At 62.7% G+C, this 19,400-nt stretch carries 18 protein-coding genes; 6 read left to right on the top strand and 12 right to left on the bottom strand.

Annotation, left to right across the window (positions count from 1 at the left end; translation table 11 throughout):
• Window positions 1–23: 23 nt before the first annotated feature.
• From pyrR to gshB, 5 genes are all read right to left on the bottom strand, one after another.
• The gene (gene pyrR, locus T3A99_RS11135; protein ID WP_274090489.1) at window positions 24–530 is read right to left on the bottom strand and encodes a bifunctional pyr operon transcriptional regulator/uracil phosphoribosyltransferase PyrR; all 507 of its coding nucleotides are present in this window, start codon (window positions 528–530) and stop codon (window positions 24–26) included.
• An 85-nt stretch (window positions 531–615) separates the two neighbouring features.
• On the bottom strand, window positions 616–1,053 hold the full coding sequence (gene ruvX / locus T3A99_RS11130; protein ID WP_047226001.1) for a Holliday junction resolvase RuvX: 438 nt from the start codon (window positions 1,051–1,053) through the stop codon (window positions 616–618).
• Window positions 1,053–1,622, bottom strand: coding sequence for a YqgE/AlgH family protein (locus T3A99_RS11125; protein WP_047226000.1), 570 nt, complete (start codon window positions 1,620–1,622; stop codon window positions 1,053–1,055). The genes ruvX and T3A99_RS11125 overlap by 1 nt, the downstream gene beginning before the upstream one ends.
• Window positions 1,623–1,800: 178 nt before the next feature.
• A complete protein-coding gene (locus T3A99_RS11120; protein ID WP_047225999.1) occupies window positions 1,801–2,697 on the bottom strand; it encodes an energy transducer TonB in 897 nt (298 codons plus the stop codon).
• A 77-nt stretch (window positions 2,698–2,774) separates the two neighbouring features.
• On the bottom strand, window positions 2,775–3,728 hold the full coding sequence (gene gshB, locus T3A99_RS11115) for a glutathione synthase (protein ID WP_076383022.1): 954 nt from the start codon (window positions 3,726–3,728) through the stop codon (window positions 2,775–2,777).
• 223 nt (window positions 3,729–3,951) lie between these two features.
• Here gshB and T3A99_RS11110 point away from each other — a divergent pair, with 223 nt between their 5' ends.
• From T3A99_RS11110 to T3A99_RS11085, 6 genes are all read left to right on the top strand, one after another.
• Window positions 3,952–4,380 carry a response regulator gene (locus T3A99_RS11110; protein WP_047225997.1) on the top strand — a complete coding sequence of 143 codons (429 nt, stop codon included), beginning with the start codon at window positions 3,952–3,954 and terminating at the stop codon, window positions 4,378–4,380.
• A gap of 47 nt (window positions 4,381–4,427) precedes the next feature.
• Window positions 4,428–4,793: a twitching motility response regulator PilH gene (pilH, locus tag T3A99_RS11105; protein ID WP_047226188.1), complete on the top strand. Its 366-nt coding sequence runs from the start codon at window positions 4,428–4,430 to the stop codon at window positions 4,791–4,793.
• A 10-nt stretch (window positions 4,794–4,803) separates the two neighbouring features.
• On the top strand, window positions 4,804–5,343 hold the full coding sequence (locus tag T3A99_RS11100; RefSeq protein ID WP_047225996.1) for a chemotaxis protein CheW: 540 nt from the start codon (window positions 4,804–4,806) through the stop codon (window positions 5,341–5,343).
• Window positions 5,344–5,556: 213 nt separating this feature from the next.
• On the top strand, window positions 5,557–7,617 hold the full coding sequence (locus tag T3A99_RS11095; RefSeq protein WP_173407474.1) for a methyl-accepting chemotaxis protein: 2,061 nt from the start codon (window positions 5,557–5,559) through the stop codon (window positions 7,615–7,617).
• A gap of 221 nt (window positions 7,618–7,838) precedes the next feature.
• Window positions 7,839–13,757, top strand: a complete 5,919-nt coding sequence (locus T3A99_RS11090) for an Hpt domain-containing protein (protein ID WP_076383020.1) — start codon at window positions 7,839–7,841, stop codon at window positions 13,755–13,757.
• Complete coding sequence (locus tag T3A99_RS11085; protein ID WP_047225993.1) at window positions 13,750–14,217, top strand: chemotaxis protein CheW; 468 nt, start codon at window positions 13,750–13,752, stop codon at window positions 14,215–14,217. Before T3A99_RS11090 ends, T3A99_RS11085 begins: the two co-directional genes overlap by 8 nt.
• A 147-nt stretch (window positions 14,218–14,364) precedes the next feature.
• On the opposite strand, the gene T3A99_RS11080 is transcribed toward T3A99_RS11085, so the two are convergent.
• The 7 genes from T3A99_RS11080 to hisI form a co-directional block, all read right to left on the bottom strand.
• Window positions 14,365–16,272: a methyl-accepting chemotaxis protein gene (locus T3A99_RS11080; RefSeq protein WP_370695183.1), complete on the bottom strand. Its 1,908-nt coding sequence runs from the start codon at window positions 16,270–16,272 to the stop codon at window positions 14,365–14,367.
• Window positions 16,273–16,406: 134 nt separating this feature from the next.
• Window positions 16,407–17,114, bottom strand: a complete 708-nt coding sequence (locus tag T3A99_RS11075; protein ID WP_047225991.1) for a 16S rRNA (uracil(1498)-N(3))-methyltransferase — start codon at window positions 17,112–17,114, stop codon at window positions 16,407–16,409.
• The gene (gene tatC / locus T3A99_RS11070; protein ID WP_047225990.1) at window positions 17,111–17,905 is read right to left on the bottom strand and encodes a twin-arginine translocase subunit TatC; all 795 of its coding nucleotides are present in this window, start codon (window positions 17,903–17,905) and stop codon (window positions 17,111–17,113) included. Before tatC ends, T3A99_RS11075 begins: the two co-directional genes overlap by 4 nt.
• Window positions 17,902–18,321: a Sec-independent protein translocase protein TatB gene (gene tatB, locus T3A99_RS11065; RefSeq protein WP_047225989.1), complete on the bottom strand. Its 420-nt coding sequence runs from the start codon at window positions 18,319–18,321 to the stop codon at window positions 17,902–17,904. Before tatB ends, tatC begins: the two co-directional genes overlap by 4 nt.
• 10 nt (window positions 18,322–18,331) lie before the next feature.
• Window positions 18,332–18,619 carry a twin-arginine translocase TatA/TatE family subunit gene (locus T3A99_RS11060; RefSeq protein WP_047225988.1) on the bottom strand — a complete coding sequence of 96 codons (288 nt, stop codon included), beginning with the start codon at window positions 18,617–18,619 and terminating at the stop codon, window positions 18,332–18,334.
• 24 nt (window positions 18,620–18,643) lie between these two features.
• Complete coding sequence (locus tag T3A99_RS11055) at window positions 18,644–18,976, bottom strand: phosphoribosyl-ATP diphosphatase (protein WP_003186671.1); 333 nt, start codon at window positions 18,974–18,976, stop codon at window positions 18,644–18,646.
• Window positions 18,969–19,367, bottom strand: coding sequence for a phosphoribosyl-AMP cyclohydrolase (gene hisI, locus T3A99_RS11050; protein WP_003196931.1), 399 nt, complete (start codon window positions 19,365–19,367; stop codon window positions 18,969–18,971). The genes T3A99_RS11055 and hisI overlap by 8 nt, the downstream gene beginning before the upstream one ends.
• Between the last annotated feature and the right edge of the window lie 33 nt (window positions 19,368–19,400).

Here is a 19,400-nt window from a genome sequence, read left to right as displayed (position 1 = left end):
GCAATGGACTCTTACAAGGGCAGTTAAAGGGCAAGGTCTTGCAGTTCGAGTTGCAGCGGCGTGGGGCCGGACAGCTTGACTCGCTCGTGAGCGGCCAGCGTCAGCGTCGCGCCGACCACGTTCGGGCGGATCGGCAGCTCGCCGGCGTCCAGGTCCAGCAGGCACACCAGGGTCACGCTGGCGGGGCGGCCATAATCGAACAGTTCGTTCATGGCGGCGCGGATGGTCCGGCCGCTCATCAGCACATCGTCGATCAGTACCAGATGCTGGCCTTCAATCTCGAACGGCAGGGCCGAAGGGCGCACTTGCGGGTGCAGGCCGTTCTGGCTGAAGTCGTCGCGGTAGAACGACACATCGAGGGTGCCCAGCGGCGCATCGCTGCCCAGTTCTTCGAGCAAGGCCTGGGCGACCCAGACGCCACCGGTGCGAATGCCGATGTAGCGCGGTTCGCTGATGCCGCGTTGTTCCAGATGCGCCGTGAGACGAATCGCCATCTGGCTGATCAGTTCGGCGGGATTGGGCAGGCTCATGCTGGCTCCTTCAGGTTCCCGGGCCGGTGGTCAGAGGCCCGGTTTATCGCTAAAAGAAAGCGCCCTGGCGGCGCTTTCAAAAAAATCAGGTTTCGAACAGGGCGGCGTTGGCGTCGAGCCAGCCTTGCAGCAGCAGGGCGGCCGCGATGGCGTCTACCGGGTTGTCGCGGTAACTGCCTTTCTGCCCGCCACGTACCAGGCGTTCGCCCTTGGCCTCGAACGTGGTCAGACGCTCGTCGTGGGTATAGAAAGGCAGGTTGTAGCGGCCGTTGAGCCTGCGGGCGAATTTCTCCGCACGAACGCACATCTCGCTGGGCGTGCCGTCCATGTTCAGGGGCAGGCCGACCACCACGGCGTCGGGTTTCCACTCCTTGATCAGCGCTTCGACCTGGTTCCAGTCGGGAACGCCGTTCTGCGCTTTGAGGGTGCACAGCTCGCGGGCCTGGCCGGTAATCACCTGGCCGACCGCCACGCCGATCTGTTTGGTGCCGTAATCGAAGCCCAGCAGCAAGCGCAGGGCCATCAGGCGTGTCCTGCCTGGCTGGTGAGCAGACTGAGGTTGACCCCCAGCCGGCTGGCCGCTGCTTCCAGGCGCAGTTCGCTGCTGGTGTTGAACAGGATGTCGGCGTCGAACGGGCAGGTCAGCCAGGCGTTATCGGCCAGCTCGGCTTCCAGTTGTCCGGCTTCCCAACCGGCATAGCCGAGGGCGATCAGGCTTTTTTCCGGGCCTACGCCGTCGGCGATGGCGAACAGCACATCCTGGGAGGTGGACAGCGATACGCCATCCAGGTCCACGGTGGCCTGGTAGGACGGCCCCGTCGGGTGGAGCACGAAGCCTCGGTCGGTCTGCACCGGGCCGCCGATGAAAATCGGGACGTGCTGGCACAAGAGTGGCGGTTCTACATCCGGGCGCAACTGCTCAAGAATGTCCGCCAGGTTCAGTTCCTGCGGCCGATTGATCACCAGCCCCATGGCCCCATTGGCCGTGTGCTCGACGATGTAGGTCAAGGTGTGGGCAAAGTTCGGATCGGCCATGTGTGGCATGGCAATCAGGAAGTGATGCTTGAGGTAGGTGGGGCTGACGTTTTTCATAGGCGCTAGTGTGGCGGCGCAGGGGCGAACTGACAAGCTGGGGATGTGCAGCAAATGCCGGAGACTGTCACGAAACCCTTGTGGGAGCGAGCCTGCTCGCGATGCGGTGTGTCAGGCGACATCATGCTGAATGTTCGATTGCTATCGCGAGCAGGCTCGCTCCCACAAGGGGATGGGGTCAGTTGCTGGAGAGACGATCGCCCCGGGCGAACTTCCAGGTGCGGATGATTTCCAGGCGGTCGATGTCCGACAGGTCCCCGGTAAACGGTGCGAACGGCGCGGCCAGGCGCACGATCCGCTGGGCGGCCTGATCCAGCAATGGCTGGCCGGAGGACTCCAGCACCAGCACTTCATACAACGAGCCGTCGCGGTTGATCGAGACCAGCAGCCGCAAGTTGCCATAGATCTGCTTGCGCCGGGCTTCGTCGGGGTAGTTGAGATTGCCGATGCGCTCGACTTTCTTGCGCCACTCATCTTTGTACCAGGCGCCCTTGTCGCGCATGGTCGAGGCGGCGCTCAGGCGGTGGATACGCGGGCGTTTGGCATACAACTGCTGTTCCTGGGCCAGCTCGGCTTCCAGGCTGGCGATGTCGCTGGACAGTTGGGCGCTGTCGAAGGTGGGCACCGGGGCCTTGGGTTTGGGGTCGGGCCTGACCTCTTCCTTGACCGGGGCTTTTTTCGGCTTTGGCGCCACGGTGGTCACGGCTGCCTTGGGCGCCGTCTCCCGGACCTCGGGCTTGGCCGCTGGCGGCGGTGTGACCTTCTGCACTTTATTGTCCTGGAACGGCGCGATCTGGGTGGTCTTGGGCGTCGCCTTTTTTTCCAGGGTGCCACTGCCTTGCTGGTTTTCCTGGGCGAGGAAGTCCGCTTTTTGTGGCTTGGCTTCGCTTTTGAAGGTGGCCAGGGTGATTTCCAGGGTCTGGCTGATCTGTTTGGGTTCTACCGTGGCAAACCCGACGCCCAGCAGCAGTGCCAAGTGGATCAATGCCGCCAGGAACAGGGTAAAACCGAGACGATCAGCCGGGCGCACGCCGCGATGGGCGAGCTCTTGGGGCAGATCGGACGGGAGGGTCATGGCAAGGAAACCAACATCGCGTTTTTTTCAGGCCGGGCATGATAACGCAATGTGGGTTTCCTTCAGCAGGATCTGGATCAACGAGCCTTGAGCTTCTGATCGATGGCATCCATCAGCATCGCGCCGATGTCGGTGCCGAAGGCGTTGTCGATCTCGCGGATGCAGGTCGGGCTGGTGACGTTGATTTCCGTCAGGTGCTCGCCGATCACGTCCAGGCCCACGAACAGCAGACCTTTCTCCCGCAGGGTCGGGCCGACCTGGGCCGCGATCCAGCGGTCCTTTTCAGTCAACGGACGCGCCTCGCCACGCCCGCCGGCCGCCAGGTTGCCGCGGGTTTCGCCGGCCGCGGGAATGCGCGCCAGGCAATAGTCCACCGGTTCGCCGTCGATCATCAGGATGCGCTTGTCGCCATCGACGATGGCCGGCAGGTATCCCTGGATCATGATCTGCTGCTGACCGTGCAGGGTCAGGGTTTCGAGGATCACTGACAGGTTGGGGTGGCCGGCGGTGTGACGGAAAATCGAGGAGCCGCCCATGCCGTCCAGGGGCTTGAGGATCACGTCGCCGTGATGGTCGGCGAATTCACGCAGCACGTCCGGGCGACGGCTGACGATGGTGGGCGGCGTGCATTGCGGGAACAGCGTGGCGAACAGCTTTTCGTTGCAGTCGCGCAGGCTCTGGGGTTTGTTGACCACCAGCACACCGGCGTTTTCGGCCTGCTCCAGCAGGTAGGTGGAATACACGAACTCCATGTCGAAGGGCGGATCCTTGCGCATGAGGATCACGTCCAGGTCGCTGAGCAGCGCATCGCGTTCGGCGCCCAGCTCAAACCATTTTTCGGGGTTGGCGAAGACGTTCAGCGGCTTCATCCGCGCCCGTGCCTGGCCTTCGGCCTGGTAGAGGTCGCGCTGTTCCATGTAGAACAGCTCCCAGCCGCGCTTCTGAGCGGCCAGCAGCATGGCCAGCGAGCTATCCTTTTTATAGGAAATGCTGGCGATAGGGTCCATGACAATGCCGACGCGTACGCTCATGGCTTGGTTCCTCGAAAATTGATGGGCACAAATGGTGTGAAAAAGTGGCGTCAGAGTGGCGCCCGGAAGATTGGCGGTCAAGGAAAAACCACTGTACCGAGCGGCCGATAGATCGGCGATGGAGACTGTGCTAAAAAGGCTGGCATGTGACGTGCGGGCCTTGAACATCAAGGGTTTGCGCTGTCGTTCACACTTACGCGTTAAAAACCGGTTTGCAGTGGCAATGGCAGAGCATCTTACGCAGCAGCAACCCAGCGCCTTGAAGGTCATGGTCATCGACGACTCGAAGACCATCCGCCGCACCGCCGAGACCTTGTTGCGCAACGTGGGTTGCGAGGTCATCACGGCGGTCGATGGCTTCGATGCCCTGGCCAAGATCGCCGACCATCATCCGGGCATTATCTTTGTCGACATCATGATGCCGCGCCTGGACGGTTACCAGACTTGTGCCCTGATCAAGAACAACAGCGTTTTCAAGGCCACGCCGGTGATCATGTTGTCGTCCCGGGACGGTTTGTTCGACAAGGCCAAGGGGCGCATCGTCGGCTCCGATCAGTTTTTGACCAAGCCTTTCAGCAAGGAAGAACTGCTGGGCGCGATACGGGCTCATGTTCCGGGCTTTGCCGCTGTCCAGCCGCACCAGGCACATTAATGACACTCGGCCATCGGGCCTGGGGTCAACAAAAAATGGGGAACACCATGGCACGAATTCTGATCGTCGATGATTCGCCGACCGAAATGTACAAACTGACCGGCATGCTGGAAAAGCACGGCCACCAGGTCCTGAAGGCCGAAAACGGCGCCGACGGCGTGGCCCTGGCTCGCCAGGAAAAGCCCGACGCGGTCCTGATGGATATCGTCATGCCCGGCCTCAACGGTTTCCAGGCCACGCGCCAGTTGACCAAGGATCCGGACACCGGGCACATCCCGGTGATCATCATCACCACCAAGGACCAGGACACCGACAAGGTCTGGGGCACTCGCCAAGGCGCGAAGGACTACCTGACCAAACCGGTGGACGAAGAAACCCTGATCAAGACCCTGAACAACGTGCTGGCGGGTTGATGACACGGCCATGAGCCAATCCCTGACCGCTTTCGAACTGCTCCTGCAGATCGACCGGCGTTGCCGGCTGCTGGGGGCGGACCTGCCGTCACAACCGACCCACGGCGACAGCTGGAGCGGCATCGGTTTTCGCCTCGGCGAACACTGGTACGTGGCGCCCATGGGCGAAGTCAGCGAAGTGCTGCACGAACCGCGCTACACACATTTGCCCGGGGTCAAGCCATGGGTTCGTGGTGTGGCTAATCTGCGCGGGCGCTTATTGCCGTTGATGGATTTGTGCGGTTTCTTCGGCCATGAGCTGTCGAGCGTGCGCAAGCAGCGGCGGGTGCTGGTGGTGGATCATGACGAGGTCTTTACCGGGTTGCTGGTGGATGAAGTCCTCGGATTGCAGCATTTTGCCCAGGACAGCCTGGAGCCGACGCTGATGGACGACCTTGACGGCCCGGAGTCGGCCTTCGTCAAGGGCCGGTTTCGCGGTGAACGGCAGTGGCAGGTGTTCAGCCCGTTTGCGCTGACGCGCTCGCCGGGGTTCATGGATGTAGCTGTTTGACGAGATGCCACACGGTCCCTTGTGGGAACGAGCCAGTGGGAGCAAAGCTTGCTCGCGATGGCGGCGCCTCGGTAGGCGGGAAACCGTGTTGTTTTCATCGCAGGCAAGCCTTGCTCCCACAGAGTCACACTGATTGAGCAGGCTGCACTACAAGGGCTTGCTTACAGTTGGCAGTGGTGAGTGGGTTGGATTGGGCAGTACAGGCGAGAACCGATGATCAAAGCAAATACAGGTAAGCCTCTGGAAGCGTCGCGTAGTCGTTCGCAGATCATCGTGCTGTTCGTCGCGCTGATTGTCTTCATCATGCTGCTGTTCGCCAACTTCGCTTACCTCAACACCCAGTCCAACTACGACAAGCAGTACATCGGCCACGCCGGTGAGTTGCGGGTGCTGTCCCAGCGCATCGCGAAGAACGCCACCGAGGCGGCCGCCGGCAAGGCCGCGGCGTTCAAGTTGCTGAGCGAGGCGCGCAATGATTTCGCCCAGCGCTGGGGCTACCTAAAGCAAGGCGACCCGGTGACCGGCCTGCCACCGGCACCTGCTGCCCTGCGCCCGCAGATGCGTGCCGTACAGCTGGACTGGGAACGCCTGCTCAAGAACACCGATGCCATCCTGTCCAGCGAACAGACTGTGCTGTCGCTGCATCAGGTGGCGGCGACCCTCGCCGAAACCGTGCCGCAATTGCAGGTCGAGTACGAAAAGGTCGTCGAAATTCTCCTGCAGCGCGGCGCGCCCGCCGCGCAGGTCGCCATGGCCCAGCGCCAGTCGTTGCTGGCCGAACGGATTCTCGGGGCGGTGAACACCGTGCTGGCGGGGGATGAAAACGCCAGTCAGGCCGCCGATACCTTTGGTCGCGATGCCGCACGTTTTGGTCAGGTGCTCAATGGCATGTCGCAAGGTGACCCGGCCTTGAAGATCTCCCAGGTACAGGACCGCGATGCCCGGGCTCGCCTGAGTGAGATCAGCGAACTCTTCGAATTCGTCTCCGGCTCGGTGGACGAAATCCTCGAAACCTCTCCTGAGCTATTCAAGGTGCGCGAGTCGGCAGGCAACATCTTCAACCTGTCGCAAACCTTGCTGGACGAAGCGTCGCACCTGGCCACCGCGTTCGAAAACCTGGCCGGCGGGCGTTCCGCAAACGCCATCGGTGGTTATGTGCTGGGCCTGTTGGCGCTGATGTCGATCATCCTGATCGGGCTGGTGATGGTCCGCGAAACCAACCGGCAGTTGCGTGAAACCGCAGAAAAGAATGAGCGCAACCAGAACGCGATCATGCGTCTGCTGGACGAGATCGAAGACCTGGCCGATGGCGACCTGACCGTGACCGCCTCGGTTACCGAAGACTTTACCGGCACCATCGCCGATTCCATCAACTATTCGGTGGACCAACTGCGTGACCTTGTGGCCACCATCAACCTCACCGCCGGCCAGGTCGCCGCTGCGGTGCAGGAAACCCAGGCTACGGCGATGCACCTGGCGCAGGCTTCCGAACATCAGGCCCAGCAGATATCCGAAGCTTCGACTTCAATCAATGAAATGGCCCAGTCCATCGATCAGGTCTCGGCCAATGCCGCCGAGTCGTCGGCGGTGGCCGAGCGTTCCGTGGAGATCGCCAACAAAGGCAACGAGGTGGTGCACAACACCATTCATGGCATGGACAACATTCGCGAGCAGATCCAGGACACGGCCAAGCGCATCAAGCGCCTGGGGGAGTCGTCTCAGGAAATCGGCGACATTGTCAGCCTGATCGATGACATTGCCGACCAGACCAACATCCTGGCCCTCAACGCCGCTATCCAGGCGTCCATGGCCGGTGACGCCGGGCGCGGGTTCGCGGTGGTGGCCGATGAAGTGCAGCGGCTGGCGGAGCGCTCTTCGGCGGCGACCCGGCAGATCGAGACCCTGGTGCGGGCGATTCAGGCTGACACCAACGAGGCGGTGATTTCCATGGAACAGACCACCACCGAAGTGGTGCGCGGCGCCCGACTGGCCCAGGATGCCGGGGTGGCCCTGGAAGAAATCGAAGGCGTGTCCAAGACCCTGGCGGCGCTGATCCAGAGCATTTCCAACGCGGCGCAGCAACAGACCACGTCGGCGGGGCAGATTTCCTTGACCATGAACGTGATCCAGCAGATCACCACGCAAACCTCTTCCGGCTCCACCGCCACCGCCGAGAGCATCGGCAACCTGGCGAAAATGGCCAGTCAGCTGCGTCGTTCGGTGTCGGGGTTTACTTTGCCGGCGGCGGCTGCGGCGGATGAGAACAAGGCGTAACTGGCTGGATCTGTATATTGAGAAGGGTCATGTGGCGAGGAAGCTTTTGTGGCGAGGGGATTTATCCCCGCTGGACTGCGAAGCAGTCCCAAAATAGCCAGTCTGGGACATAGATGTTGGATTCTGCATTGCAGGGGGCCGCTTCGCAGCCCAGCGGGGATAAATCCCCTCGCCACAAGGGCTGATGTTCCTGCGTCTTAGACTGTTGATTTGGAGTGGTTATGGGTGATCGGCACGACTATGTGGCCCTGGAGTGGGTCAAGGGCGAGATTGCCGAAACGCTGAAGCAGGCCCATCTGGCGCTCAACCGCCTGGTGGACGACCCGCAGGCGGCGGATGCCCTCGCGCATTGCCTGGCGTGCATTCATCAGGTGCACGGCGGCCTGCAGATGGTCGAGTTCTATGGTGCCGCGCTGCTGGCCGAGGAGATGGAACAGCTATGCGTCGCCCTGCAGGACAACCGCATCGCCCATCGCGACGAAGCCATCAGTCTGTTGAGCCAGGCCCTTGGGCAGTTGCCGATCTATCTGGACCGCATCCAAGGTGCCCGCCGCGATCTGCCGTTGGTGGTGCTGCCATTGATCAATGATTTGCGCAGCGCCCGGGGCGAGAGCCTGTTGTCGGAGACCAGCCTGTTCAGTCCAGAGTTACCGCTGATCGCGCCGCTCAGTGACGAGGCCTTGAAGCGACTCGAACCGCCTGACCTGCCCAACACCTTGCGCAAACTGCGCCAGACCCTGCAAGTGGCCCTGGTGGGGCTGTTGCGCGAACAGGACGACGCCACCCATCTCGGCTATCTGGCCAAGGTCTTCCACCGCCTGGAAGGGCTGTGCGCCGCCGCACCGCTCAATGCGCTGTGGCAGGTGGCGTCGGCCCTGGTCGAAGGCATGCGCGAGGGGCGTATCGCCAATAGCCCGGCCCTGCGCAGCTTATTCAAGGAAGCGGACAAGGAACTCAAGCGCCTGTTGGACCAGGGCCTGCAAGGCATCAATCAACCGGCGCCGCCACAGTTGCTGACGAGTTTGTTGTTCTATATTGCCAAGGCCGAACATCCCAGCGGGCAGATGCAGATCATGAAAGAACGCTACTCACTGGACGACGCGCTGCCCGACAGCGCCATGGTCGACGAAGAACGCGCACGCCTGGCCGGACCGGACCGCGATGCCATGCGCTCGGTGCTCGCCGCACTCTGCGAAGAGCTGGTGCGGGTCAAGGAGCGGCTCGACCTGTTCGTGCGCAGTGACCGCCAGCACGCCTCGGAGCTGGACAGCCTGCTGGCGCCCCTGCGACAGATCGCCGACACCCTGGCGGTGCTCGGCTTCGGTCAGCCGCGAAAAGTGATCATCGATCAATTGGCGGTGGTCCTGAGCCTCGCCCAAGGTCATCGCGAGCCGGATGACGCGACGCTCATGGATGTCGCCGGGGCCTTGCTCTACGTCGAGGCCACTCTGGCCGGCATGGTCGGCACCGTCGAGCCCGAGAGCCCTGAAGACAGCCACCTGCCCACCACAGACCTGACCCAGATCCACCAGATTGTTATCAAGGAAGCCCACACCTGCCTGCAACAGGCCAAGGACATGATCGTCGACTACATCGACGCCGACTGGAACAGCGAACAACTGCAAGCGCTACCGGCGTTGCTGACCCAGGTGCGCGGCGCGCTGGCGATGATCCCCTTGAGCCGCGCCGCCAGCCTTGTGGAGGCGTGCAATGGTTTCATTCGCGAGCATCTGCTGTTGGATCACGCCCAGCCGGGCTGGGAAGAACTCGATCACCTGGCCGACGTAATCACCGGCCTCGAATATTACCTGGAACGTTTGAGCGAAGACCCGGAAACGCCCGGCGAACCCTTGTTGGACGTGGTCGAGCGCAGCCTGGGTGCCCTCGGTTATTTCCCCGACGAAGCCCGGGTGCCGTTGCTTGACGATGTGCTGAGCCCGAACGAGGCCCAGGTCATGCAGGACTTGCAGGAGCTGGATGACCCGCAGACCGTGCAGTCCTTGGCCCAAATGCTGGCCAGCCCGGTCTCGGCGGTCAACCCGCCGGCCCGGAGCACGCCGGGTAGCCTGCTGCCGCCGCCGTTGGACGAGCATCCGGTGGACGACGAGCTGCGCGAGGTCTTCCTTGAAGAAGCCGACGAGGTGCTCGACGTTTTGCGCGAATACCTGCCGCGCTGGGCCGCTCACCCTGACGACCATGGCGCCCTGGCCGAATTGCGCAGGGCCTTCCATACCCTCAAGGGCAGCGGTCGGATGGTGCGGGCGCTGGTCTTGGGTGAGCTGGCCTGGGCCGTGGAAAACCTGCTCAACCGGGTGCTGGAGCGCAGTGTTGAGCCGGGTGCTGCGGTCCGGCAGTTGCTCGATGACACGGTGCAGTTGCTACCGGCCCTGGTGAGCGAGTTTGCAGACAACCGCCAGCGTCAGCGCGACGATGTCGACCGTCTGGCCGCCCGTGCCCATGCGCTGGCAAAGGGCGTCGATGACGATGAAGACGCCCAGGATGTCGCCGCCCTCGACCCGTTGTTGCTGAAGATATTCGACAACGAAGCCCAGGGTCACCTTGCCAGCCTCAATCGCTTTCTCGACCAGGCCGCCGAACACTTGCCGCTGCAGGCCAACGACGAATTGCAGCGAGCCTTGCATACCCTCAAGGGCAGCGCATCAATGGCCGGCGTGTTGCCGATTGCCGAGCTGGCCGGCGCGATGGACCAGTTGGCCCGGGAATACAAGGCGCACCTGATCGCCCTCGACCTTGATGAAACTGAATTGCTGCTGGAGGCCGAGGGCCTGTTGCGCCTGGGCTTGCGTCAGTTGCACGGTGACCCCCTGGCGCCGATCCCCGGCGCAGAAGAGCTGATCCAGCGAACCCAAACGCTGCTGGCCGAGCGCCTGCAAACGGCCCTCAGTGCACCGGACAAAGGCTTGCGGACCAAGCGCGATCCCCAACTGATCAACAACTTCCTCGCCCAGGGCATGGACATCCTGCTCGATGCCGAAAACCTGTTGCGCCGTTGGCAGCAGCACCCCGGCGAAGGCCAGGAACTCAGTGCACTGCTGGACGAGCTGACCACCCTCGGCGAAGGCGCGCACTTGGCCGACTTGCACCCGGTGGACGAGCTCTGTGAAGCCTTGCTCGATCTCTATGGCGCAGTGGAGGAAAGCAGCCTGGCAGTCAGCGACGTGTTTTTCCAGGAAGCGCAGCGCGCCCATGAAGCCTTGATCGACATGCTCGATGAATTGGCCGCCGGGCAACACGTGCACTCGCAGCCCGAGCGGGTGCAGGCCCTGCGCGGCTTGCTCCAAGAGAGCCTGGACCCATCCGCCACCGGCCTGATCCGCAGCGATGGCAGCCGCACCCTGAGCATCCGCGAACTGGGTAACGCGACAGCGGAACTGCAGCGCAGCGCCCCTGCTGAGACCTCAGTGGACGACGACATTGCCTCGATCTTCCTCGAAGAGGCGCAGGACATCCTCGAAAGCGCCGCCCAGGCCCTGCAACGTTGGCTGGCCGACCCGGACAACGCAGCGCCGCTGTCCTCGTTGCAACGCGACTTGCACACCCTCAAGGGCGGCGCACGAATGGCCGATATCCGGCCGGTGAGCGACCTGGCCCAGGAGCTGGAAAATCTCTACGAAGGGCTGGTGGACCGCCGTTACAGCCACAGCGAGGAACTCGAGCAACTGCTCAGCAGCAGTCACGAACGCCTCGATCTGCTGCTCGGGCAGTTGCAGCAGGGCCAGCCGTTGGGCGATCCCGTTGCGCTGATCGACGCCATTCGCCGGTTCCGTCAGGACAAGCCGAACCCAATCGATTCGGCAGGGGCGGTTCAGGGCGAGGGGGCCGGACATGACCCGGAGCTGCTGGAAATCTTCCTCGAAGAAGGTTTCGACATTCTCGACAGCGCAGGCTCAGCGCTGCTGCGCTGGCAGGACGAACCATCGAACCGTCAGGCCCTGGAAACGCTGTTGCGGGATTTGCACACCCTCAAGGGTGGTGCGCGGATGGTGGAAATCGTCCCCATCGGCGACCTGGCCCATGAGCTGGAAAATCTCTATGAAGGCTTGTCGGCGGGGCTGCTCCAACCGACTCCAGCGCTGTTCGCCTTGCTGCAAAGCAGCCATGACCGGCTGGCGCAGATGCTCGATGCGGTACGCGCCGGCCACCCCTGCCCCGTTGCCGACCGGCTGATCGCGCAGATCCAGGCGGTGAATCATCCGCAGGACAGCGAGACGCCCAAAGTCGTCCCCGCGCCGGAACCGGCCCCGACCCCGCCGCCTGCACCCACAAGGCCTGAGACCGGCACCCCGAGCGACGGCGCGGACATGGTCAAAGTCTCCGCCGAATTGCTTGACGACCTGGTGAACCTGGCTGGGGAAACCTCGATTTTCCGTGGGCGTATCGAACAGCAGGTCAACGACGCGCGCGTGGCCCTGGGCGAGATGGAAACCACTATCGAGCGCATGCGCGACCAGTTGCGCCGTCTTGATACCGAAACCCAGGGCCGGATCCTCAGTCGCCAGCAGGTCGAGGCCGAGCGCCTGGGCTACGAAGAATTCGACCCGCTGGAGATGGACCGGCATTCCCAGTTGCAGCAATTGTCCCGGGCGCTGTTCGAATCGGCCTCGGACTTGCTCGATCTCAAGGAAACCCTCGAACGCAGCAATCACGACGCTGAGAACCTGCTGCAACAGCAGGGGCGGGTCAATACCGAACTTCAGGAAGGGTTGATGCGCACGCGCATGGTGCCGTTCGAGCGCATGTTGCCGCGCCTCAAACGCATCGTGCGGCAAGTGGCGCAGGAGTTGGGCAAGGACGTGGAGTTCGTGGTTGGCAATGCTGAAGGCGAAATGGACCGTAGCGTGCTGGAGCGCATGGCCGCGCCCTTGGAGCATATGCTGCGCAACGCCGTCGACCACGGCCTGGAGCCAGCCGACGTGCGCATCGCTGCCGGGAAACCGGCCCGGGGGCGCATCAGCCTCGACCTGTCCCGGGAAGGTGGCGACATCATTTTCGACATTCGCGACGACGGCGCCGGCGTGCCGCTGGAGGCGGTGCGCAGCAAGGCGATCAAGCGTGGTCTGCTGGCACCGGACAGCGACATCAGCGACCGCGACGTGCTGCAATTCATCTTGCAGCCGGGCTTTTCCACCGCCGAAAAAATCACCCAGATTTCCGGGCGCGGCGTCGGCATGGACGTGGTCCACGAAGAGGTGCGGCAACTGGGCGGCAGCATGGTCATCGACTCCACACCGGGGCAGGGCGTGCATTTCCGCATTCGCCTGCCGTTTACCGTGGCGGTGAACCGGGCGTTGATGGTGCAATGTCACGAAGACCAGTACGCGATCCCACTGAACACCATCGAAAGTATCGTCCGGGTGTTGCCCGCTGAACTGGATGGCTATTACCAGCTCGACCCGCCGACCTACACCTACGCCGGGCAACGCTATGAGCTGTGCTACCTGGGTGAGCTATTGAAAACCGGCGCTCGCCCGAAACTGTTGGGCCAGAGCCAACCGTTGCCGGTGCTGCTGATGCAATGCAGCGAGCGGCATATCGCGGTGCAAGTGGACGCTACCGCTGGGACCCGGGAGATCGTGGTCAAGAGCCTCGGCCCGCAATTTTCGGCGGTGCAGGGCTTGTCGGGGGCGACGATCCTGGGCGATGGCCGGGTGGTGTTGATTCTCGACCTGTTGGCGCCGATCCGCGCCTTGCCTCATCAGGTCCCACGCCGCCCGGCAGCGGCGCAAGGCGAGGGCGAACACCCGCGAGCATTGCTGGTGCTGGTGGTGGACGACTCGGTGACGGTCCGCAAGGTCACCAGCCGCCTGCTGGAGCGCCACGGCATGCACGTGCTCACCGCCAAGGATGGCGTGGATGCCATGGCGCTGCTGGCCGAACACTCCCCCGACCTGATGTTGCTGGACATCGAAATGCCGCGCATGGACGGCTTCGAAGTGGCCACGCAAGTACGCAATGACCCGCGCCTGGCTCACCTGCCGATCATCATGATCACCTCCCGCACCGGCCAGAAACACCGCGACCGCGCCATGGCCATCGGCGTCAACGACTACCTGGGCAAGCCGTACCAGGAATCGGTGCTGCTCGACAGCATCGCCCGCTGGAGCAAAACCCATGCATGACCTTCACCCGCGTACCGGGCACATCACTGGGCTGCTGCTACCCCTGGCCGACCGGCACCTGATTTTACCCAACGTGGCCGTGGCCGAGCTGATCGACTACCAGAGCAGCGCGTTCGATATGGACACTCCGCCGTGGTTCCTGGGTTGGGTGAGCTGGCGCGAACGGCAAATCCCGTTGCTGAGTTTCGAGTCGGCCTGCGGCCAGAAAACCGTGATCGGCGAGCGTGCGCGCATCGTCGTGCTCAATGCCCTGGGCGGGCGCCCGGAGTTGCGGTTCATTGCGCTGCTGGTCCAGGGTATCCCGCGCTCCTACAAACTCGACACCCAGTTGAGCTACGTCGATGTACCGCTGTGTGGGCTGGAACAGGCGGCGGTACAAGTGGGCGAGCATGTGGCGAAGGTGCCGGATTTGTTGGCCCTGGAAGAGTTGGTCGTTGCCTCGGGGTTGGCAAAAAGCTAGGTCAGACACGGTACCTGTGGGAGCGGGCTTGCTCGCGAAGTCGGGCTGATAGCCGGCCAGGGTTTTGTTGACTGAGTACATATCCATTGCCGCCGTTACCGCAGCAACGGATATACACACAAAACTCAAGTAAGCAGCCCCAAGTCATCAAACCCTGAACCGCCCCACCAACGTCTGCAAATGAACCCCCAACCGCGCCAATTCAGCGCTCGAAGCGGCCGTCTCTTCACTGGACGACGCAGTTTGCTCCGACACATCGCGCACATTCAGCACGCTGCGGTTGATCTCCTCGGCCACGGCACTCTGCTGCTCGGCCGCAGCGGCGATCTGCTGGTTCATCGACTGAATGGCCGAGACCGTGCGGGTGATGTTTTCCAGGGAACCACCGGCGCGGCGGGTCAGTTCGACGCTGTTGTCGGTCAGGCTGCGGCTGTTGTCCATGATGGTCGCGACCTGCTCGGTGCCTGACTGCAGGCCGACGATCAGTTCTTCGATTTCTTCTGTGGACTTCTGGGTGCGCTGGGCCAGGCTGCGGACCTCGTCAGCCACCACCGCGAAACCACGTCCGGCTTCGCCCGCACGGGCCGCTTCGATGGCCGCGTTGAGGGCCAGCAGGTTGGTTTGCTGGGCTACGGACTTGATCACGTCCAGCACGCTGCCGATCTTGTCGCTTTCGCGCTTGAGGTCGCCCATGGCTGTGGTGGAGTTACCCACTTCGAGGGCCAGGCGTTCGATCTGGGCGATGGCTTCGCCGACCACTTTTTCACCCTCGCGTGCCTGCTGGTCAGCCGCGACGGCCGCTTCGGAAGCTTCCTCGGCATTGCGCGCCACTTCCTGCACCGTGGCGGTCATTTCGTGCATGGCGGTGGCGACCTGGTCGGTTTCCACTTTCTGGCTGTTGACCCCGGCGCTGGTCTGCTCGGTCACGGCCGAGAGTTGTTCGGCGGCGCTGGCGATTTGTGTAACGCCGTCGCTGATGCCGCCGATCAACTGCCGCAGGCCCACGGTCATGCTCTGCATGGCGCGCTGCAATTGACCGAGTTCGTCGCGGCGCTCGGAGGTGAGGTTGTGGGTCAGGTCGCCCGCGGCAATGCGCTCGGCGACTTTGAGGGTCTGGTCCAGCGGGCCGACGATCTGCCGGGTGATGACCAATGCTGCGATCACGCCGAACAACATGGCCAGCACGGCAGCCGATACCAGGACGGTCTTGGCCTGGGCGGCGTCCTGGTCGCGCACGGCGGTCTGGGACACGGTCAGGCTTTTGCTGGACTCAAGCAATACTTCGCCTTGCTCGGTCATGCGCTTGAGCGCCGCGGCGGTATCAAGCTGGGAATCGCGAAACTGACTGACCGCCGCACGGTAGGCGTTGATCGAATCGCTGGCTTGCTGCAGGTTGGCGGAGTGCTCCTCAGGCAACTGCGCCGGTAGGCGTGCGAGAAGTTTGAGGGCATCGGTAATGGCGTCAAGGGCCGGTTGCTGGGCTTCGTTCTTACCGCTGTAGGTGTAGCCGCGAACCTGATAACGCGCTTGCTGGATCGCCTTGCTCAGGGATACCACGCTGTTGAATTGGGCGACGTTCTCGCTTTGCAGCGTGGCTTTTTCAACCTCGGCGACGCGGGCCACGGCGTTGTCGGCGCTGGCGCCGAGTTTGCTGCGGGCATCTTCGCGACTGACGGTGGCGCTGGCCATCTCGGCGAAGGCGCTTTTGTACTCGGCCACAGCGGCCAGTTGTTTGTCGATCAGCGCCACGTCGGCCGGCTGCTCGATCATCTGGCGGGCTGCGGTCAGGCCGGTCTCGAGTTTGGCAAGCAGATCGTTGACTTCCTGCGGACCGTTTTCACCCCGCGTGGTGTAGTAGTCCAGGCGTGCCAGGCGCAGGTCCTTGCTCAACTCGTTCAGGCTGGAAATGTAGCCCAGCTTGTCGCCACGGCTAATGACATTGCCCAGGCCGCTCCAGCCGGTGAAAGCGATCATCAAGGTTAGAAATAGCACCAGACCGAAGCCGAAGCCGAGTTTGCGATTGACGCTTACGTTTCCCAGACTCTGGGTAAGCATTCGGAACATGCTGATTTCTCCCTTGCTGCACTGAATTGGTTTTATGGGAGCTGTATCGGCGGGGCGGGAGGGATCTGTAGAAATGAACTGAGAATCCTGGCGCTCGCCACAAAAAACGGGCAAGCGGCAGGGGGTCAGAACAACCGTGCGAGCAGCGCGGTAACGGCGGTTTCGACGCGCAGGATGCGTTCGCCCAGTTGTACCGGTTGCAGTCCGGCCTTGGCCAGCAGGTCGATTTCGTAAGGAATCCAGCCGCCTTCGGGGCCGATGGCCAGGGTCACGGGTTCGTCCAGCGCGCGAGGGCAGGGGGGGTAGTTCCCCGGATGGCCGACCAGACCGCAGGTGCCGTTCGCCATGGCCGGCAGGCGGTCTTCAACGAAGGGCTTGAAGCGCTTTTCGATGATGATCTCCGGCAGCACGCTGTCGCGCGCCTGCTCCAGGCCAAGGATCAGTTGTTCGCGAATGGCCTCGGGCTCCAGGAACGGGGTCTGCCAGAAGCTCTTTTCCACGCGGTAACTGTTGACCAGTACCACGCGCGGCACGCCCATGCTGGCGATGGTCTGGAGCACTCGCCGGAGCATTTTCGGTCGAGGCAGGGCCAGCACCAGTGTCAGTGGCAGCTTGACCGGCGCAGGTTGGTCGAGTGTCACTTGCAGTTCGGCTTCATGGGCTTCCAGGCGCAGCACCTGGGCCGTGCCCATCAACCCGCCGATACGCCCGACCCGCAGGCTGTCACCGACGGCGCTACGGTGCACTTGCTGCATGTGGGTCAAGCGGCGATCGCTCAGCACGACGCGGTCAGGCCCGATGAAGTCGGCCTCTTCAAGCAGCAGCAGGTTCACGCTTGGGTCGCTGGCGGCTGGTCGTTATGGTCGTCGACCGGCTGATCGTCTACTTCTTCCCGGCGCTTGCGCACCAGACCGCCGAACAGGATGCCGATCTCGAACAGCAGCCACATCGGCACGGCCAGCAGGGTCTGGGAGAAGATGTCCGGCGGGGTCAGGATCATGCCGACCACGAAGCAGCCGATGATCACGTACGGACGGATTTTCTTCAGGTACGCAACGTCGACCACGCCGATCCACACCAACAGCACCACGGCTACCGGGATTTCGAACGCCACGCCGAAGGCGAAGAACAGCGTCATGACGAAATCCAGGTAGCTGGTGATGTCGGTCATCATTTCCACGCCCGCGGGAGTGGCGGCGGCAAAGAACTTGAAGATCAACGGGAATACGAAGAAGTAGGCGAAGGCCATGCCGGTGTAGAACAGCAGAATGCTGGACACCAGCAGCGGCACGGCAACGCGTTTTTCATGCTTGTACAGGCCTGGCGCGATGAAGCCCCAGATCTGGTGCAGGATCACCGGGATCGCCAGGAACAACGAGACCATCATCGTCAGCTTGAGCGGCGTCAGGAACGGTGACGACACGTCGGTGGCGATCATCGTCGCGCCTTCCGGCAGGTACTGGCGCAGCGGTGTGGAAACGAAGGTGTAGATCTGTTGGGTGAAGGCAAACAGCCCGGCGAAGATGACGAAAATCGCCGCCACGCAACGCAACAGGCGGGTGCGCAACTCGGTGAGGTGCGATACCAGCGGCATCGGCTGGTCGTTTTCAGGAATATCGCTCATGGGGCTCGCGGCGGCAAAGTAGGGTCGTTAGGAACGGCTGGTGCCGCCACTGTCGGGGCGGGCTCCACGGGGTTCGCGGGCGCGGCTGCTACAGGCGGCGTGTCATCCACCGGCGCCTGGGGGGCAATCGTCGGCTCGACCGCCGGCTGAACCGGTGTCGGCTCCTGCTGGGTCGGGGTGAAGATTTTCCGCGCTTCCTGCTCCAGAGACAGAATGTGTTCGTTGTGCAGTTGCCGACGAATGTCGTCGGCCCCGATTTCACGTTCAACTTCCTGTTTGATCGCATTGAAGCTGCGCTTGAGCCGCCCGATCCATAGACCTGCGGTGCGCGCAGCGCCCGGCAGCCGCTCGGGGCCCAGTACCAGCAGGGCGACGAGGCCGACGAGCAGCAGTTCAGTGAAGCTGATCCCAAACATTAGTCAGTGCTCACGAGTCTTTGCGGGCCGGCTCTTCGACTTTCTGTGCCTGCACATCGATGGTGTGCGGGGCATTCACAGGTTGAGTGGCCTGTGGGTGAACCGGTTGGCTCGGCTGCGCTGGTTGAGCGGGCGTCGCTGCCGGGTCGGCCGGTTTTTCGTCGTCGTTCATGGCCTTGCGAAAGCCCTTGATCGACTCGCCAACGTCAGTGCCCAGGTTCTTGAGTTTCTTGGTGCCGAACACCAGTACCACGACCACCAGAATGACGACCCAGTGTTTCCAGTCAAAAATACCCATGTGGCTATTCCTCTCGTAAGTTGATCAGGCGGACGGACGCGAGGCTTTCTCGACGTGCCCGGACAGACCGAAACGACGGTCCAGTTCATCCAGTACAGCCTGCGGGTGCTGCCCCAGTTGGGCAAGCATGACCAGGCTATGGAACCACAGGTCGGCGGTCTCGTAGATCACGTCACTGCAGTCGCCACTGATGGCGGCGTCCTTGGCGGCGATGATGGTCTCGACCGACTCTTCACCGACCTTTTCCAGAATCTTGTTCAAACCCTTGTGGTACAGACTGGCGACATAGGAACTGTCGGCCGCTGCGCCTTTGCGCTCTTCCAGCACCTGGGCCAGGCGGGTCAGGGTGTCACTCATGGGTATGTCCTGAATAAATGGCGTGCGGGTCCTTGAGCACCGGGTCGACGGTTTTCCAGTCGCCGTTCTCGAAGACGCGATAGAAGCAGCTTTGACGGCCGGTGTGGCAGGCGATCTCACCGACCTGCTCGACCATCAGGATGATGACGTCGCCGTCGCAGTCCAGGCGCATCTCGTGCAGGTGCTGCACGTGCCCGGACTCTTCACCCTTGCGCCACAGCTTGCCACGCGAACGTGACCAATAGATGGCGCGGTTCTCAGCGGCGGTCAGGGCCAGCGCTTCACGGTTCATCCAGGCCATCATCAGCACGCGCCCGGTCTTGTGATCCTGGGCGATGGCCGGCACCAGGCCGTCAGCGTCCCATTTGATCTCGTCCTGCCAGTTTTTCATCTTCGACTCCGACAATGGGCCGCGCATCTCAAG

Origin of the sequence: Pseudomonas sp. N-137 (assembly GCF_034555295.1) — a bacterium.
Lineage (GTDB): Bacteria > Pseudomonadota > Gammaproteobacteria > Pseudomonadales > Pseudomonadaceae > Aquipseudomonas > Aquipseudomonas rhizophila.
This window is presented reverse-complemented; position numbering and strand designations above follow the sequence as displayed.

Excerpts from the sequence above, each read along its gene's own strand:
- pilH (WP_047226188.1), top strand. The coding sequence starts at position 4,428 with ATGGCACGAATTCTGATCGTCGATGATTCGCCGACCGAAATGTACAAA.
- hisI (WP_003196931.1), bottom strand. The coding sequence starts at position 19,367 with ATGAAAAACTGGCAGGACGAGATCAAATGGGACGCTGACGGCCTGGTG.
- T3A99_RS11080 (WP_370695183.1), bottom strand. The coding sequence starts at position 16,272 with ATGCTTACCCAGAGTCTGGGAAACGTAAGCGTCAATCGCAAACTCGGC.
- gshB (WP_076383022.1), bottom strand. The coding sequence starts at position 3,728 with ATGAGCGTACGCGTCGGCATTGTCATGGACCCTATCGCCAGCATTTCC.
- T3A99_RS11125 (WP_047226000.1), bottom strand. The coding sequence starts at position 1,622 with ATGAAAAACGTCAGCCCCACCTACCTCAAGCATCACTTCCTGATTGCC.
- T3A99_RS11060 (WP_047225988.1), bottom strand. The coding sequence starts at position 18,619 with ATGGGTATTTTTGACTGGAAACACTGGGTCGTCATTCTGGTGGTCGTG.
- T3A99_RS11090 (WP_076383020.1), top strand. The coding sequence starts at position 7,839 with ATGGGTGATCGGCACGACTATGTGGCCCTGGAGTGGGTCAAGGGCGAG.
- pyrR (WP_274090489.1), bottom strand. The coding sequence starts at position 530 with ATGAGCCTGCCCAATCCCGCCGAACTGATCAGCCAGATGGCGATTCGT.
- T3A99_RS11095 (WP_173407474.1), top strand. The coding sequence starts at position 5,557 with ATGATCAAAGCAAATACAGGTAAGCCTCTGGAAGCGTCGCGTAGTCGT.
- T3A99_RS11100 (WP_047225996.1), top strand. The coding sequence starts at position 4,804 with ATGAGCCAATCCCTGACCGCTTTCGAACTGCTCCTGCAGATCGACCGG.
- tatC (WP_047225990.1), bottom strand. The coding sequence starts at position 17,905 with ATGAGCGATATTCCTGAAAACGACCAGCCGATGCCGCTGGTATCGCAC.
- tatB (WP_047225989.1), bottom strand. The coding sequence starts at position 18,321 with ATGTTTGGGATCAGCTTCACTGAACTGCTGCTCGTCGGCCTCGTCGCC.
- T3A99_RS11120 (WP_047225999.1), bottom strand. The coding sequence starts at position 2,697 with ATGACCCTCCCGTCCGATCTGCCCCAAGAGCTCGCCCATCGCGGCGTG.
- T3A99_RS11110 (WP_047225997.1), top strand. The coding sequence starts at position 3,952 with ATGGCAGAGCATCTTACGCAGCAGCAACCCAGCGCCTTGAAGGTCATG.
- ruvX (WP_047226001.1), bottom strand. The coding sequence starts at position 1,053 with ATGGCCCTGCGCTTGCTGCTGGGCTTCGATTACGGCACCAAACAGATC.
- T3A99_RS11055 (WP_003186671.1), bottom strand. The coding sequence starts at position 18,976 with ATGAGTGACACCCTGACCCGCCTGGCCCAGGTGCTGGAAGAGCGCAAA.
- T3A99_RS11085 (WP_047225993.1), top strand. The coding sequence starts at position 13,750 with ATGCATGACCTTCACCCGCGTACCGGGCACATCACTGGGCTGCTGCTA.